Genomic DNA, 16,278 nt, shown 5'->3' with positions numbered 1-16,278 from the left:
GATTCCGCGTTCGGGTCTATACATACATCACTGAATGTATATACTGAACCTGATTCATATTTCCTGCAAGCAGCGCCCGCTCACCGAGCCGGTGCCTGACGGCGTGTATTAAAACTAGAGGTGATTATGCGCAGCGGTTTGATTCTCTCCTTCCTGGCAGGCGCCCTTGCCCTGCAGCTCGGCGGTTGCAGTGACGGCGACCAGGCCGGACAGCAACAGCAGCAACAGGCGCCGCAGGTTGGCTTCATTACGGTAAAGGCTCAATCCACCACCCTCAGCCGGGAGCTGCCCGGGCGCACCACCGCTCACCAGATTGCCGAAGTGCGCCCGCAGGTAAGCGGCGTGATCGAACAGCGCCTGTTCGAAGAAGGCCAGAAGGTGGAAGCCGGGCAACCTCTCTACAAGATCGACTCCCGGACCTACCAGGCTGCCGTGGACTCTGCACGGGCGGAGCTGGCCCGGGCCCAGGCCACCCTGAACTCCAACACCCTGCGCGTGGATCGCTTCAAGACCCTGCTGGAACGCCGCTCCGTGAGCCAACAGGAATATGACGAAGCCAAAGCGGCCCTGGACGAGAACAAGGCCGCGGTGGCCGCCGCCCGCGCCAACCTGAAAAGCGCGCAGATCAACCTGGACTACGCCACCATTGAGGCGCCGATCAGCGGCCGCATCGGGCGCTCCACCGTCACGGCCGGCGCCCTGGTCACCGCCAACCAGGCCAACGCCCTGGCCACCATCCGCCAGCTGGACCCCATTTACGTGGACCTGACCCAGTCCAGCATTGAGCTGCGTCGTCTGCGCCAGGCCATGGAAGCCGGCGAATTGCAGCAGGTCAGCGATGATGAAGCACGCATTACCCTGATCCTGGAAGACGGCAGCGAGTACAGCAAGGCCGGCGCCCTGCAATTCTCCGAATACGCAGTGGACGAAAGCACCGGCTCGGTGACCCTGCGCGCCCTCTTCCCCAACCCGGATGGTGATCTGCTACCGGGCATGTTTGTCCGCGGTCGCTTGCCCGAGGGCCAGCGCGAAGATGCCATTCTGGTTCCCCAGAAAGGCATTACCCGTGACCCCACCGGCCAGGCCAGCGCCATGCTCATCGACGAGAACAATATGGTGAAGAAGGTGAACGTGGTCACCGAACGGGCCGTGGGTAGTCAGTGGCTGATCGCCAGCGGCCTGGAACACGGAGACCGGTTGATCGTGGATGGGCTGCAAAAAATCCAGCCCGGCATTCCGGTTAGCCCCGTGGATACCCAACAGCAGGCTCAAGCCTCCCAGGCCCCCGCCACTCAAGGCGGGGATCAACGCTCAGCGCAATAACGCGACGTAACGAGAAACGGGAATACCATGGCCAGATTCTTTATTGACCGCCCGATTTTTGCCTGGGTTATTGCCATCATCATGATGATGGCCGGTGCCCTGGCTATTTATACCCTGCCGGTGGAACAGTACCCGGCAGTGGCCCCGCCAGCGGTGACCATTGCCGGTAACTATCCCGGCGCCTCGGCAAAGACCGTGGAAGATTCGGTCACCCAGGTGATTGAGCAGCAGATGACGGGCATCGATAACCTGCTCTACATCGGCTCCAGCAGCGACTCCTTTGGCAACGCCCAGATCACGCTGACGTTCGCCCCGGGTACCGACGCGGATATCGCCCAGGTGCAGGTGCAGAACAAGTTGCAACTGGCTACCCCACTACTGCCCCAGGAAGTACAGCAGCAGGGTCTGCAGGTCAGCAAATCCTCGGATTCGTTTCTGATGGTGGTGTCATTTTCCTCCGAGGACGGCAGCCTCAGCCGGGCCGACCTGGCGGACTATGTGGCCTCCAATGTGCAGGATCCGATCAGCCGGGTACCCGGTGTCGGCAAGATCCAGCTGTTCGGCTCCCCCTACGCCATGCGCATCTGGCTCGATCCCAACAAGCTCAACAAGTACGATCTGACGCCTCAGGACATCACCCAGACGATTCAGGTACAGAACAACCAGGTCGCCAGTGGTCAGCTCGGTGGCGCCCCGGCGGTGGAAGGCCAGCAGCTCAATGCCAACATCATCGCCCAGACTCGATTGGAAGATACCGAGCAGTTTCAGAACATCCTGCTCAAGGTAAATCCGGATGGCTCCCAGGTGTTCCTGCGGGATGTGGCGCGGGTGGAACTGGCAGCCCAGAACTATGACGTGGTGGGACGCTATAACGGCCAGCCTGCCGCCGGCCTGGCCATCAGCCTGGCCTCCGGCGCCAACGCGCTGGACACCGCTGATGCGGTGCGCGCCCGCCTGGAAGAATTGAAGCCTTTCTTCCCCGACAAGATGGAAATGGATTATCCCTACGACACCACTCCGTTCGTGGAGATCTCCATCGAGGAAGTGGTACATACCCTGTTCGAAGCCATCGTGCTGGTGTTCCTGGTGATGTACCTGTTCCTGCAAAACTTCCGCGCCACCCTGATTCCCACCATCGCGGTGCCGGTGGTCCTGCTCGGCACCTTCGGTGTGCTGGCCGCCTTCGGCTTCTCCATTAACACCCTGACCATGTTCGGCATGGTGCTGGCTATTGGTCTGCTGGTGGACGATGCCATCGTGGTGGTGGAGAACGTGGAACGGGTTATGCACGAAGAAGGCCTGCCCCCCAAGGAAGCCACCCGTAAATCCATGGGCCAGATCACCGGTGCCCTGGTGGGTATTGCCCTGGTACTGTCAGCGGTATTTATCCCCATGGCATTCTTCCCCGGCTCCACCGGGGCGATTTACCGGCAGTTCTCGATCACCATTGTGTCCGCCATGGTGCTGTCCGTGCTGGTTGCCCTGATCCTCACCCCGGCGTTGTGTGCCACCATGCTCAAGGCCAAGGATGCAGAGCACCAGACCAACAAGGGTTTCTTCGGCTGGTTTAACCGCACCTTTGATCGCAGCAGCCTGGCCTACCAGGGTCGGGTGGAAAAAATCCTGGGCCATCGTGGCCGCTATCTGTTGATCTATGTGGTGATTGTCGGTGTGCTGGGCTTTTCCTTCATGCGCCTGCCTTCCAGCTTCTTGCCGGAAGAGGATCAGGGCATGATGTTTACCCTGGTCACACTGCCGGCCGGCTCCACCCAGGAGCAGACCGTGGACGTGCTGAAGAAGATGGAGAATTACTATCTCAACGAGGAGACCTCCGCCGTTGATGGCCTGTTCACCGTGGCTGGTTTCAGTTTTACCGGCCAGGGCCAGAATGCCGGGCTGGCGTTCATCAACCTGAAGGACTGGTCCGAACGGAACCTGGAAACGGATGGCGTCAACCAGGTAGTGGGCCGCTCCATGGGCTTCTTTGCCAGCATTCGTGAAGCCATGATCTTTGCCCTCAACCCGCCTTCGATCCCTGAACTGGGTAACGCCAGTGGCTTCGATTTTCAGCTGCTGGACCAGGCCGGTCGCGGTCACGAGGCACTGATACAGGCCCGTAACCAGTTACTGGGCATGGCCAGCCAGGACCCTCGCCTGGCCGGGGTACGTCCCAACGGACTGGAAGACAGCCCACAATATCAACTGGATATTGACCAACAGAAAGCCAAGGCGCTGGGGCTCAGCATCAGCGATATCAACAGCACCCTGCAGATTGCCTGGGGCTCGAGCTATGTGAACAACTTTGTCGACCGGGGCCGGGTAAAACGGGTGTATGTACAGGCTGACGCCCCCTATCGCATGCTGCCGGAAAACATTGATGACTGGTATGTGCGCAACAACCAGGGCGAAATGGTGCCATTCTCCGCCTTTGCCACCGGCCACTGGACCTACGGCTCACCCAAACTGGAGCGTTACAACGGCGTTTCCTCGGTGAACATCCAGGGCAACGCGGCACCAGGCTACAGTACCGGCGACGCCATGGATGCCATGGAGGAACTTACCGCCAAGTTGCCAGCCGGGTTCGGCTCCGAATGGACCGGCCTGTCCTATCAGGAACGCCAGTCCGGAGATCAGGCACCGGCCCTGTATGCGATTTCCCTGCTGGTGGTATTCCTTTGCCTGGCAGCGCTCTACGAGAGCTGGTCCATTCCCTTCGCGGTAATGCTGGTGGTACCGCTCGGCGTGATCGGTGCCGTACTGGCTGCCACCTTCCGCGGGTTGGAGAACGATGTGTTCTTCCAGGTCGGCCTGCTCACCACCATCGGGCTTTCAGCAAAGAACGCCATTCTGATTGCAGAATTTGCCCTGGAGTTGGAGCAGAAAGGCGAGCACCTGGTCAAGGCCACCCTGGAAGCGGTACGCATGAGGCTACGCCCCATCCTGATGACCTCACTGGCCTTCATGCTCGGGGTTACCCCGCTGATGATCAGCACTGGCGCCGGCGCCGGCGCCCGTAACGCCATCGGTACGGGGGTATTCGGGGGCATGCTCACCGCGACGGTGCTGGCGATTTTCTTTATTCCGCTATTCTATGTGGTGGTACGCAAGCTCGCCGGCGTTCCGCTGAATGGCAAGCCAAAAGAAAAAACGGCCCATTGACCCCTCTTCATAACTGCCAGGCACACCTTTTCCGTGTGCCTGGCATTTCTCCCCCCTTCCACATCCCCTTACCGACGCCCGTTCGTCGCTCCTCAATTTTCGTCTGTCCCCTGCGTGAAGCTTGCGTGAATCGAACCATGGTACTTATAGCACCAACATAGGCATGACAATTTTTGTGAAGCAGATTTGGAAAAAAAGACACTGATCGGGTAATTGGCGAACATCGACAAAACAACACCGTTCGTCCTCAACCTCTTTCGTTTTCCTTATCTGCACATATAAAAATAGTTGCGCCTTCTCTAATGGGGGAAGCGGCATACGCTGCTTCACAGATCTCAACCGAGATCCGGGGAACGTAATGGAAGTAGCAGCGACACAGGGAAGGGTCATGGACAGACTCAACATCCTGGTGGTGGACGACAGCACCGCCATACGAAGCCTTATCACCGCCAAATTGCACGAACTGGCAACCGGCAGCTATGAACTGGACATTGTCCAGGCTGCCGATGGCAGCCAGGCACTGGCATGCGCCGAAAAACGTCCCTTTGATCTGATCTTCCTTGATGTGGAAATGCCAGTCATGGGGGGCCTCGAGGCCTGCAGCGCTCTGCGCCAGAAAGGCAGCCCGGCTCGCATTGCAATGCTCTCCAGCAAGACCTCCGCAGAAGCTCATCTGGCCGGTCGTCAGGCCGGGTGCGACAACTATCTTGTCAAACCCCCGCATGACGCTGATCTGCGTTCCATCTTACGACTGGCTTCATTGCGCAAACTCGCCGCCGGCTGAACAGCAACGTCGATACCAATAACAATGCATGACAGGTTCAAGGGGAGAAGGCCCAATGCAGGAAAACGACAAGGCACTGCAAAGTTTTCTGATCGAAAGTGATGAAAATCTGGGGCAACTGGAACAGGACATTGTGGCGCTGGAACGCTCACCGCAGGACAGTGAACGTATTGCCAGCGCCTTCCGGGCAATCCATACCATCAAGGGCACCTGCGGATTTTTCGGCTTCACACAGCTGGAAACCCTGAGCCATGCCCTGGAAGATATCCTCGGCGCCATGCGCGACGGAGATCAGCACATGGACCTGCCACATGCCACCGCGCTGCTTGACGGGGTGGATGAAATCCGTGTTTTCCTCAAGCGTATCCACAATGATGGTAAAGACGGTGAGCCGGCACCACAGGCCTTGATTGACCGGTTACATGCATTGATCCCCTCCCGTACGCAAAATGACGCTGCCACCAGCTCACCTCAAATCGCACAGGAAACCCCTGAACCGACAAAGCCTGAGCCAGCAGAACCGGCGACAACCAGCGAGCAAGATGTCATGCCGGTGAGCGACGGCTCCTCACCGGAAAAAACAGAGCAGGAAAACACCACCCCACAGCAGACAGGAAAGAGCGACACCACCGTACGCGTGGATGTGGTGCTGCTGGACAAGTTGATGAATGTGGTAGGCGAACTGGTGCTCACCCGCAACCAGCTACTGCAGCACACCGCCAGCCAGAACGACGCTCAACTGGTCAACTTGTCCCAGCGTCTCAACATGGTCACCAGTGAGCTGCAGGAAGGGCTGATGCAGACCCGCATGCAGCCCATTCGAAATGCCTGGTCCACCTACCCTCGCCTGCTTCTGGATCTGGAAAGAAAAACCGGCAAACGGGTAACTCCGGTACTCAGGGGCGGGGACACAGAACTGGATCGCAGTCTGCTCGAAGCCATTCGCGACCCGCTCATTCACCTGGTTCGCAACGCGGTCGATCATGGCATCGAGACGCCGGAACATCGCCGCGCCAGAGGCAAACCGGAAACCGGCACCCTGACCATGAGTGCCTATCACGAAAGCGGCAACGTCACCGTGGAAGTCAGCGACGATGGCGCGGGGCTGGACAGTGACAAAATTATCCGGCGTGCCATGGAAGCCGGGCTGGTACGGCCAGAGCAGGCGGAACAGCTCACCGAACAGGAAAAGATCCGCTATATATTCGAACCCGGGTTCTCCACTGCGGACACTGTCAGCGATCTGTCAGGCCGCGGCGTGGGCCTGGATGTGGTGCGAACCAATGTGGAGCGCATCGGCGGCTCCATTGATATCAAGAGCATCCCCGGCCGTGGCACCACACTGAAACTGAAAATCCCGCTCACCCTCGCCATTGTCCCTGCTTTGATCGTGCGTTGCCTGCATCAGCGTTTCGCCATTCCCCAGGTCAACCTGATGGAAGTGGTCTACGTGGAGGCCGACCGTCTCGAAAAGGATATCGAGACAGTCCACGATGCCCTGGTCTATCGGCTTCGGGGCAGATTGCTGCCACTGGTCGACATGCGCTCTCTGATGCAGATGGGCGACAAGGAAACCCATAAAGATCAGTTCATTCTGGTGCTCACCGCCGACCAGCAGGAATTCGGGCTGCTGGTGGATGACGTTCGCGATACGGAAGAAATCGTGGTCAAACCCCTGGGTAGACTCCTCAAGGACAACCCCTGTTTTGCCGGCGCCACCATCATGGGCGATGGCCGGGTAGCGTTGATTCTGGATGTTAAGTCCACGGCCGACTTTGCGGGTGTTACCCGCCACGAGCGCAAACTGCGCCAGCTGGAAAACCCGCTAGACGCAGAAACCCAACCCATTCGCGCCGCCGAGAGCTACCTGCTGGTACGCCCGGATGGCAGCACTGGCCGCTCCGCCATCGCCCTGTCGAGAGTGTCACGCCTGGAGGAAATCAGTACCGATCTGATCGAATACTCCGCCGGCCGGGAAGTGATTCAGTATCGGGGTGGCATTCTGCCGCTGATTCGTCTTGGCGACGCCAACCGTAGCACTCCGGCTGACCAAGAGATTATCCGCATTGTGGTGCAACCCACCGACTTCGGCGAAGTGGGCCTGGTGGTCAACGACATCATCGATATCGTCAGTGACGACGAAGCTGCCATACAACAAAGCGCCCAGACCGAAGGCATCCTTGGCGCTGGCATCCTGCAAGGCCATGTGACGGACTTTATCGATTGTGAAGCCTTGTTCAGCCGCTTCCATGGCAAGCAAAGAAGTGAGGACAGCAATGGAAACTAAACAACTGATCTGCACGTTTTCCGTTGCGGGAAAGCACTACGGCGTGGTGGTCGACAATGTTCAGGAAGTGCTCGCCAACCACCAGATTACCGATATTCCGCTGGCACCTCCCGGAGTACTCGGGCTGATGAATATCCGCGGACGTATCGTGCCGGCCATCGCCCTGCGCAAGGTGCTGCGGTTACCCGGCGAAAGCGACGAAGAAGACACCATCAACATCGTCATCAATCACGGTGGCGAACAGGTGGGGCTGATGGTGGACCGCATTGGTGACATTGTCAGCGTGCAGCCAGAAGAGATCGAACCACCACCGGAAACACTCAAGGGGGCACCACGAAAATTCATGCGCGGCGTTTTCCCGGTCCAGGGCACGCTTTATCTGTTACTGGACCTGGACACCCTGCTGGCGGACGAACTGTGCAGCCGCTCAGCCAGTCGCGCGTCACACTCAGTATTGCAATAACAAGGACAACACGGGGATAGACAGCAATGACAGATAATCTGGATCACGCAAACGACAACTCTCTCTATAGCCAGGTAGGTGGCGAAGCCGCTGTCCGAGCCGTGGTAACCGAGTTTTACAACCGGGTGCTGGAAGACCAGGCTCTGGCCCCTTACTTCCGCCACAAACAACGCAAAGGCCTGGAAGAATCCCAAGTGCAGTTCTTCACCCAGGCCCTGGGCGGGCCGAAGATTTATCAAGGTCCGTCCATGGCCGATGCCCACAAGAACCTGCATATCACCGCCAGAAACTTCGACCGGGTAGCCGTTCACCTGAAAGAGACATTGGAGTCTCTGGGTGTGGAGTCTGACCACGTCGATACCATCATGAATACCGTTGCGCCATTGAAGGGGGACATCGTGAACGAAAACGCCACAGACACAACCAACGGCAGCAGCCAGCCGACCCATAACGACAACGCCCTTCGCGATGTGGACACCAGCAAGTCCGTCACAGACAGCCTGGAAGGCGTAAAAAGCACCATGGCCAGCTTGCAAGCCAACGTGTTTGTCGCTGATACCAATCTCAACATCGTCTACATCAACCCACGTGCTGCAGAAACCCTGTCGACCATTGCACAACCAATCTTCAAGACCTTCGGGGTCAAGATCGAGGATATCCTCAACGGCCATATTCACCGCTTTCACCGCGACCCGAAACGGGTGGAAACCATTCTCCGTGACCCCAAGGCCATGCCCCACTCTGCCGACTTCAACTTCGGTGGCGTGACCCTGCGCACCCGCATCAATGCGGTGATTAGCTAGGAAGAAAAAATCATCGGCTACACCGTTTGCTGGGAAGACGTGACCACAGAGCTGCGCCAGGAGAACGAATTCCGGCGTGTGATGAACATGGTGGACCAGATGCCCACCAATGTTTTCCTCTGTGACCGGGATCTGAAAATCATCTATCTGAATCCGGCCGCCACGGCCACTATGGAAAAGCTGGAATCCTACCTGCCCATCAAGGCAAGCGAACTACTGGGCGCCAACATTGATGTTTTCCACAAACAGCCAGAACACCAGCGCCGCATTCTGTCCGATCCCACCAACCTGCCTTATCGCGCACGTATCAATATTGGTGACGAGAAAGCCGACCTGCTGGTAAACGCGATCTACGACGCGGAAGGTAACTATGTGGGCCCCATGCTCACCTGGGAAATCATCACCGAGAAAGTGCTTCTGGAAGAGCGTATTCGCGGCACCGTGGAAGTGCTGGCCACCTCCTCCGAGGAAATGATTGCCACCAGTGACCAGATGGGCTCCAACGCCGGCGTTACCAGTAGCCAGGCAAATTCCGCAGTCCGCACCGCCGAAGACATCAATGAAAACGTGCAGGCAGTATCCAGCGGTATCGAGGAAATGGGTGCCAGCATCAAGGAAATTGCCAAGAACGCTACCGACGCCGCCCGCGTGGCCGACGAGGCTGTGAGCATTGCCGAAGGTACCAACACCACCATCAGCAGCCTGGGCACCAGCAGCGCGGAGATTGGCAAAGTGATCAAGGTGATTACCGGCATTGCCCAGCAAACCAACCTGCTGGCACTCAATGCCACCATTGAAGCTGCCCGCGCCGGGGATGCCGGTCGAGGCTTTGCCGTGGTCGCCAATGAAGTGAAGGAACTGGCCAAAGAAACCGGCCGCGCCACCGAGGACATCGGCCAGAAGATCGAGGCCATCCAGGTGGATGTGAAAGGCGCCATCGAAGGCATCGCCCGTATCAGTGAGGTAATTCACCATATCAGCCAGGTTCAGGGCTCCATTGCCTCCGCGGTGGAAGAACAGACCATTACCACTAACGAAATGGGCCGTCGTGTCGCCGACGCCGCCAAGGGCACCAACGAAGTAGCCGGTAATATCGGTGGCGTTGCCGAAGCGGCGAAAAGCACCAATGCCGGTGTGGACAGCATGCGTCAGGCAGCCACCGATCTGGCCAAACTGGCCGCAGACCTGCAGACCCTGGTGGTGGATGCAGAGCGCACCGGACGCGCGGACAACCAGAAATAATGAGGGACCAAAATCATGGCTACCACACAAGCACTGGTCATTGATGACTCCCGGGCCATGCGCCTGATCCTGGGCGACCTGCTTCAGCAGTTGGGTTATGAAACTACCGAAGCCGGTGATGGCCAGCAGGCCATCACCCTCTTGGAGGGGGATGACACCATCCCCACTCTGGCCCTGGTGGACTGGAACATGCCGGTCATGAATGGCCTGGAATTTATCCGCGCGGTGCGACAGAAGCATTGCTATAGCGATATGAAATTACTGGTGGTTACCAGTGAAGCGGAAGTGGGCCAGATGGTGGAAGCCCTGACCGCCGGCGCCGATGAATACCTGATGAAACCGTTTTCCTCTGAGGCCCTTGCCTGCAAGCTGGAAATGATGGGGCTGCAGAGAGCAGAGAGAGCATGAGTAACATTCGTGTCTTTCTAGTGGATGATACTGCCGCAGTGCGGCATATCCTCACCCAGATTCTGGAAGAAGATCCTGACATCGTTGTGGTGGGCACAGCTTCCGATGGACGACAGGGCCTCGATCGTCTGCAGCGGGTAGAAGCGGATCTGCTAATCCTGGATGTGGAAATGCCCGGTATGGGCGGACTGGAAATGCTCAAGGAGCTGAAGGTAAGCCGCCCGGAACTGCCGGTGCTGGTGTTCAGCTCCATTACCGAGCGCGGCGCCATGGTAACCATCGAGGCCCTGTCGCTGGGCGCCAGCGACTATGTGCCCAAACCCGCCATGGTGGGCACTGCCGCAGAAGCCCGTGACTACATCAAGAACAGCCTGCTGGGAAAAATCAAAACCCTGTTGCGACGGGACAGCAAACCATCAGTAACACCGACACCTCGCCCCCGTCCCGTAGCATCACAGCTCCAGCATCACCGCATTCCATCGCGGGTGGATCTGGTGGTAATTGGCGCCTCCATGGGCGGGCCACGAGCCTTGGGTCAACTGATCCCGGCCCTGCCCGGTGATTTCCCGGTTCCAATTCTGGTGGTGCAGCACATGCCGGCGGTGTTTACCCGCGCCCTGGCCACACGCCTGGACCAGAACGCATCGTTATGCGTGGCTGAATGCGACAGTAGCCAACGTGCCGAACCGGGTCAGGTCTGGCTGGCCGCCGGTGACTATCACATGACCGTGGATAAGGTTGGTGACCACACCCTGGTCGCTCCCCAGCGCAGCGAGCCGGTGAACTTCTGCCGACCCGCCGTGGATATTCTGTTTGCCAGTGCAGCCAAAGCCTATGGTCCCAATGTGCTGGCCGTGGTGTTGACCGGTATGGGCCAGGATGGCCTGGAAGGCTGTCGCCAACTGGCCAAGGCCGGCGCACAAATACTGGTACAGGACCAACCCACCAGCGCGGTATGGGGCATGCCTGGGGTCGTATCACGAGCCGGCCTCGCCTGCGCGGAGCTTCCGTTGCAAGACATGGCTGCGGAGATTATGCGACGGGTTAACCGGGGCCGACCCACGTTTCGTGCACGACAGCGAGCCGCCATGAATCCCGAGGTACACGGATGAGCTGTATCAACGAACACAGCTACTTAACCCTGTGCAACCTCCTCTGTGACCAGATCGCGCTCAGCTTGCCGCCGGATAAAGTGTATCTGGCCGAGGCCCGGTTGCAGAACCTAGCCAAACAACACACCCATGGCGACATCAATGCGCTGATCGAAAAAGCCTCCACTGTCGCTGACGATGCACTGCGGACGGAGCTGGTGGAAGCCATGGCAATCAACGAAACCTATTTTTTCCGCGACCCGATTCTCAGCCAGAGCTTTCTGGACACCATGGTCCCTTCCCTGCTTGAAAAGCGACGGCGCGACAAAACCTTGCGCATCTGGAGCGCTGCCTGCAGCACTGGTCAGGAAGCCTATAGCGTGGCCATGCTGCTGGACCAACACTTCCCGCAATTGAAAGACTGGGAGGTCACCCTGGTCGCCAGCGATTTCTCCCAGTCCGCACTGAACAAAGCGCAACAGGGCTGTTACGGCCTGAACGAGATGAACCGGGGGTTGCCCGCCCGCAACATGGCGCTCTATTTCGAACAGCAGGGCCTGGACTGGCAGGTCAAACCGGCAATTCGCGAGCGAATCAGCTTTCAGAAAATCAACCTGGTCCGGGAATGGCCGGACAACCTGCCCGTGTTCGACATCGTACTGCTGCGCAATGTGCTGTTGTACTTTTCCATGGAGGACCGCCAGCGGGTACTGGGCCGAGTGCGCAAACATACCGCCAATGACGGTTACCTGCTGCTTGGCTCCACCGAAAGCCTGGAAAAATCCGCTGGCTTTGTCCCGGCCATTCCCGGAAGTCATCGCCCTTTTTACCAACCCGCTTGAAGGTGCTCACATGGATATGTCGTCACAACCCGCCATACTGTCACAGAAAATTGCCCGTATCGGCGCCAATGTGCTCAGTGATTTCCTGAAAATTCCGGTGCGTGCCCAGAGCGGCCCGCCCCCGATGATTCACAATGGCGCAGAGATTTCGATTTCGGGAAAGTGGAAAGGTAGTGTGACCGTCAGCACCTGCGAAAGCCTGGGCCAGCGGATCGCCGGCCAGATGTTCAGGAAGGAAGATGACGCGGTGACCGGAGAAGATGTGATCGACGCACTCACCGAACTGACCAACATCGTTGCCGGGAACATCAAGGCCATCCTGCCCGGCCCCAGCCAGCTATCGCTGCCTGTGCCACTGGCGGTACTACCCAGCGAGCATCGCAACAATGTAGATGTACAGTTATTCGATGATCGTCAGGGGATGCTGCGAATCAGCCTGCAGCCGGCGGAGCATTGAGGCGAAGAATCAAAATAAGCGACTAGTGGCTAGCTACGAGCTTCTAGCAACCACGCATAGCACCGTGACATCTACAAAGCCACTGCAGGAACGGAGCGTAGCGGAGTAACGGCACGTAGTTCAGTGCGGCCCGAAGGGTGAGCGCAGCGAATATTTTCCTCTTGAGGGACGAATCCGAGCCTGGGCGAGGACGCAGGCTATGCAGGTGGCAGCAGATCACTCTGGCGACACCTGGCGCTCCTGATCGCCCTGCGGACGATTTCCTCGCTCCGCGAGGTTCGCACCTCAAGAGGTGCTCCTACAGCGGCTTCGTAGAAATCCAGAGAAGCGCTCTGTCGTTCCTTATACAACGAGTGTTGCTCGCATCAGACCGGCTCACCATCCGGCCCCGCACTACTCGACCGCAACCGGAACGTGCCCTCCCCGATTGCCAGTAGCTGCCCCTGCTCATCAAACACTTCCATGGTGCTGTTATAGATTCTGGAACCCCCAGCACGACGTGTGCCGATAGCACGGATCAAGCCCTCACCAGCCTGGCCGGTAAAGGTGGTGGTCATGGACAGGGTAACCGCCTTGCGGACTCTCTCAGGGTAGGGACAGTAGGTGCCCGCACAGGCACCGGCCACATCCATCAACGTGGCGAGCACACCACCATGAATCACGTTGCCGAGATTCAAGTGCTCCTGGCGTACCTGAAGACCCAGTACCGCCCTGCCTTCTTCCCACTCCAGGAAATGCAGCCCGATCAGGGCAGGAAACCCGTTATTGAAACGCGCATTGGCGTCTTCCATGGAAAACACGGACGGCGGTACTGCTGGCATGTATTGTCCTCGGCAGAAGCGGGATCAGGCCCGCCCTTGCACCATCTGTTCTACCTGGGCTACCACATCCTTGAGTCTGGGCCCCAGGTTTTCAATCAGGGTACGACGGCTGAGACGCAGTGACGAACCACCGCAGTTGAAAGGCACCACCTGGGCACCGCCATCCAGAATCAGCGGCACGGCAACACCGCTCACATCCCGATTCCACTCGCCGTCAGAAATACAGAAACCGTACTGCTGATACTCCTCATAGGCGGACTGCAGGCTGCGCTCCAGTTCCGGCCAGGCCGCCGGGTCCTGCCGGCGGATCTGTTCGTAATATTGCTCGCGCTCGGATTCCGGAGTCGCCGCCAGAAAAGCCCGCCCCAGCGCCGAGGTGGCCATCGGCACACGGGAGCCGATGTTCAGGCGCAGCACCAGCGGGCCATTGCCCTGACAGACCTGAATGTAGGTTACCTGGGCGCCATCCGGGGCGCCGATAGCCACCATGCAATCGGTGGCATCGGCCAGTTCCTGCATAAAGGGACGCGCCAGTTCCCGTACCCCTTCGCTGGCCAGATAACGGTAGCCCAGATCCAGTACACCTGGGCCAAGACGGTATTTCTCCAGTTGCGGCACATAGCGCAGGTAACCGAGCTGGGTCAATGTGGCTGTCATGCGCGATACCGTAGGACGAGGGATATTCGTGCGCTTGGCCAGCTCCGCGTTGCCAAGGTATTCATCGGACGGGCCGAAACAGCGGAGGATATCCAGCCCCCGCGCCAGGGCGGTGACGAAATTCCGGTCTTTGTCGTTGGTGCCCACGTCGGCAACAGCTTTGCGCATTGTTGTATTTCCTTTCAGGCTTCGGGATCGGGAACCGTTCCCCGGCACAGCGGGCATAGATTCCACTTATAGTTATGTATTCACCGCGCAAATATAGCAAAAAGCGGTTTCACCTGCATAAGTCAGTCATGGCCATGCCCCAAGGCCTCACGCACAATGGGATCTGCATTGCAGGCAACTTAACCATGTCATGCCACGGACCGAGCGGTCAATATTTTAAAACTTCGTTTCATTATTGTATTGTGGGTATTCTGACTCAATAAGCAACCGACAAAAGGACATCCCCATGGGCTCGCTGCAACAGTTCTATATCAATGGTGAATGGGTCAACCCGGTCAATGGCGCGAGCAGTCATACCGTGATAAACCCGGCCACGGAAAGCTCGTTGGGCGAGTTGGCCATGGGGGGCGCAGCGGATATCGATGCAGCCATCCATGCCGCGGCGGCGGCCTTTCCGGCGTTCAGCGCCGAACCCCTGGAAGTACGCCTCGGCTATCTGGAGCGGATTGCCGAGGGCTACCAGGCCCGGCTGGAAGAGATCGCCCAGGCCATCAGCCGGGAAATGGGCGCGCCCATCAGCATGGCACGCAAGGTACAGGCCCCCATGGGCCTCGGCCATCTCAAAACCACCCTGGCCGTAGCCCGCAATTACCCTTTTGAAGAACAGCTCGGCCAGGCCCAGATTCGGCGGGCCGCTGCCGGGGTCTGTGCCCTGATCACTCCCTGGAACTGGCCCATGAACCAGGTGATGTGCAAGGTAGCACCAGCCATCGCCGCCGGCTGCACCATGGTGCTCAAGCCCAGTGAATTTGCCCCACTGTCGGCGCAATTGCTGGCTGAGATCATCCACGAGGCAGGCCTGCCAGCCGGGGTCTTCAATATGGTTCACGGCGATGGCGCCAAGGTCGGCCCGCTACTGTCCAGTGACCCGCGTATCGATGTGGTCTCCCTGACCGGCTCCACCCGGGCCGGAGAATCCGTCAGTCGCGAGGCCGCCGCCACCATCAAACGGGTATCCCTGGAGCTGGGTGGCAAATCTGCCAACATCTTGCTGCCTGGCTGTGATCTAGAGAAGGCCGTTACCCACGGGGTACGGGCGATGATGAACAACACCGGCCAGAGCTGTAACGCGCCTTCGCGGATGCTGGTACCCGCCGACCAGTTGGAAGAGGCAGAGGCGATTGCGGCCGCTGCGTGCAGCAGTATTGTGGTGGGCGACCCGCAGAACGAAGACACCACCATCGGCCCTATTGCCAACGGCCGCCAGTACCAGCGGGTGCAATCAATGATCGAAAAAGGCGAGCAAGAAGGGGCCAAACTCGTGGCGGGTGGCACTGGCAAGCCTGAGGGACTGGAAGCCGGCTATTTTGCCCGCCCCACCATATTCAGCCAGGTCAGCAACACCATGACCATTGGCCGCGAGGAAATCTTCGGCCCGGTATTGGTAATGATCCCCTATCAGGATGTGGGCGAGGCAGTCGCCATTGCCAACGACTCGGACTATGGCCTCTCTGGTTATGTGTTCGGGGAGGACAGCGCAGCCCGTGCGGTGGCGGCCCGATTACGTACCGGTATGGTGCATATCAACGGAGCAGGCCCGGATCTGCAGGGCGCCTTTGGCGGCTATAAGCAATCCGGTAACGGGCGCGAATGGGGCCGCTTCGGACTGGAAGAGTTCCTAGAGACCCAGTCGCTGTTCCTGCCGGGCTGATCCCGACCCAAAGCTTCACCCGTCATTTACGGACACAAAGTGGCCTGTTTTGTGTACTGGCA

General features: G+C 58.7%; 14 protein-coding genes. 12 read left to right on the top strand and 2 right to left on the bottom strand.

Translation table 11 applies throughout. The features are described from left to right. Positions 1-126: 126 nt before the first annotated feature. The 11 genes from HUJ17_RS07345 (at position 127) to HUJ17_RS07295 (ending at position 12,859) form a co-directional block, all read left to right on the top strand. Positions 127-1,323: an efflux RND transporter periplasmic adaptor subunit gene (locus tag HUJ17_RS07345; protein WP_290510088.1), complete on the top strand. Its 1,197-nt coding sequence runs from the start codon at positions 127-129 to the stop codon at positions 1,321-1,323. Between the two features lie 27 nt (positions 1,324-1,350). Continuing rightward, positions 1,351-4,482, top strand: a complete 3,132-nt coding sequence (locus HUJ17_RS07340; RefSeq protein ID WP_290510087.1) for an efflux RND transporter permease subunit — start codon at positions 1,351-1,353, stop codon at positions 4,480-4,482. 388 nt (positions 4,483-4,870) lie between these two features. Continuing rightward, a complete protein-coding gene (locus tag HUJ17_RS07335; RefSeq protein ID WP_290510086.1) occupies positions 4,871-5,266 on the top strand; it encodes a response regulator in 396 nt (131 codons plus the stop codon). A 55-nt stretch (positions 5,267-5,321) separates the two neighbouring features. After that, complete coding sequence (locus HUJ17_RS07330; RefSeq protein ID WP_290510085.1) at positions 5,322-7,553, top strand: chemotaxis protein CheA; 2,232 nt, start codon at positions 5,322-5,324, stop codon at positions 7,551-7,553. Then, a complete protein-coding gene (locus HUJ17_RS07325; protein WP_290510084.1) occupies positions 7,543-8,016 on the top strand; it encodes a chemotaxis protein CheW in 474 nt (157 codons plus the stop codon). Before HUJ17_RS07330 ends, HUJ17_RS07325 begins: the two co-directional genes overlap by 11 nt. A gap of 26 nt (positions 8,017-8,042) precedes the next feature. Further along, on the top strand, positions 8,043-8,819 hold the full coding sequence (locus tag HUJ17_RS07320) for a group 1 truncated hemoglobin (protein WP_290510083.1): 777 nt from the start codon (positions 8,043-8,045) through the stop codon (positions 8,817-8,819). Positions 8,820-8,858: 39 nt separating this feature from the next. Then, positions 8,859-10,061: a methyl-accepting chemotaxis protein gene (locus tag HUJ17_RS07315; protein WP_290510082.1), complete on the top strand. Its 1,203-nt coding sequence runs from the start codon at positions 8,859-8,861 to the stop codon at positions 10,059-10,061. A 15-nt stretch (positions 10,062-10,076) separates the two neighbouring features. Then, positions 10,077-10,469, top strand: coding sequence for a response regulator (locus HUJ17_RS07310; protein ID WP_290510081.1), 393 nt, complete (start codon positions 10,077-10,079; stop codon positions 10,467-10,469). Next, complete coding sequence (locus HUJ17_RS07305) at positions 10,466-11,581, top strand: chemotaxis response regulator protein-glutamate methylesterase (protein ID WP_290510080.1); 1,116 nt, start codon at positions 10,466-10,468, stop codon at positions 11,579-11,581. Before HUJ17_RS07310 ends, HUJ17_RS07305 begins: the two co-directional genes overlap by 4 nt. Next, positions 11,578-12,402 carry a protein-glutamate O-methyltransferase CheR gene (locus tag HUJ17_RS07300; RefSeq protein ID WP_290510079.1) on the top strand — a complete coding sequence of 275 codons (825 nt, stop codon included), beginning with the start codon at positions 11,578-11,580 and terminating at the stop codon, positions 12,400-12,402. The genes HUJ17_RS07305 and HUJ17_RS07300 overlap by 4 nt, the downstream gene beginning before the upstream one ends. 10 nt (positions 12,403-12,412) lie before the next feature. Beyond that, positions 12,413-12,859, top strand: coding sequence for a chemotaxis protein CheX (locus HUJ17_RS07295; protein WP_290510078.1), 447 nt, complete (start codon positions 12,413-12,415; stop codon positions 12,857-12,859). Positions 12,860-13,224: 365 nt separating this feature from the next. Here the strand turns inward: HUJ17_RS07295 and HUJ17_RS07290 are convergent, their stop codons facing one another. Both HUJ17_RS07290 and HUJ17_RS07285 read right to left on the bottom strand, forming a co-directional pair. Continuing rightward, entirely contained in the window at positions 13,225-13,680 is a 456-nt protein-coding gene (locus tag HUJ17_RS07290; RefSeq protein ID WP_290510077.1) for a PaaI family thioesterase, read from the bottom strand. 24 nt (positions 13,681-13,704) lie between these two features. Further along, on the bottom strand, positions 13,705-14,505 hold the full coding sequence (locus HUJ17_RS07285) for an IclR family transcriptional regulator (protein ID WP_290510076.1): 801 nt from the start codon (positions 14,503-14,505) through the stop codon (positions 13,705-13,707). A 286-nt stretch (positions 14,506-14,791) separates the two neighbouring features. Between HUJ17_RS07285 and HUJ17_RS07280 the strand changes: the two genes are divergently transcribed. Then, positions 14,792-16,216 (top strand): aldehyde dehydrogenase family protein, encoded by a 1,425-nt coding sequence (locus HUJ17_RS07280; protein ID WP_290510075.1) that lies wholly within the window; start codon positions 14,792-14,794, stop codon positions 16,214-16,216. Positions 16,217-16,278 lie beyond the last annotated feature (62 nt).

Origin of the sequence: Alcanivorax sp. (assembly GCF_014762765.1) — a bacterium.
Lineage (GTDB): Bacteria > Pseudomonadota > Gammaproteobacteria > Pseudomonadales > Alcanivoracaceae > Alcanivorax.
The sequence above is the reverse complement of the archived record's forward strand: the minus strand, read 5'-3'. Positions and strand labels throughout refer to the sequence as shown.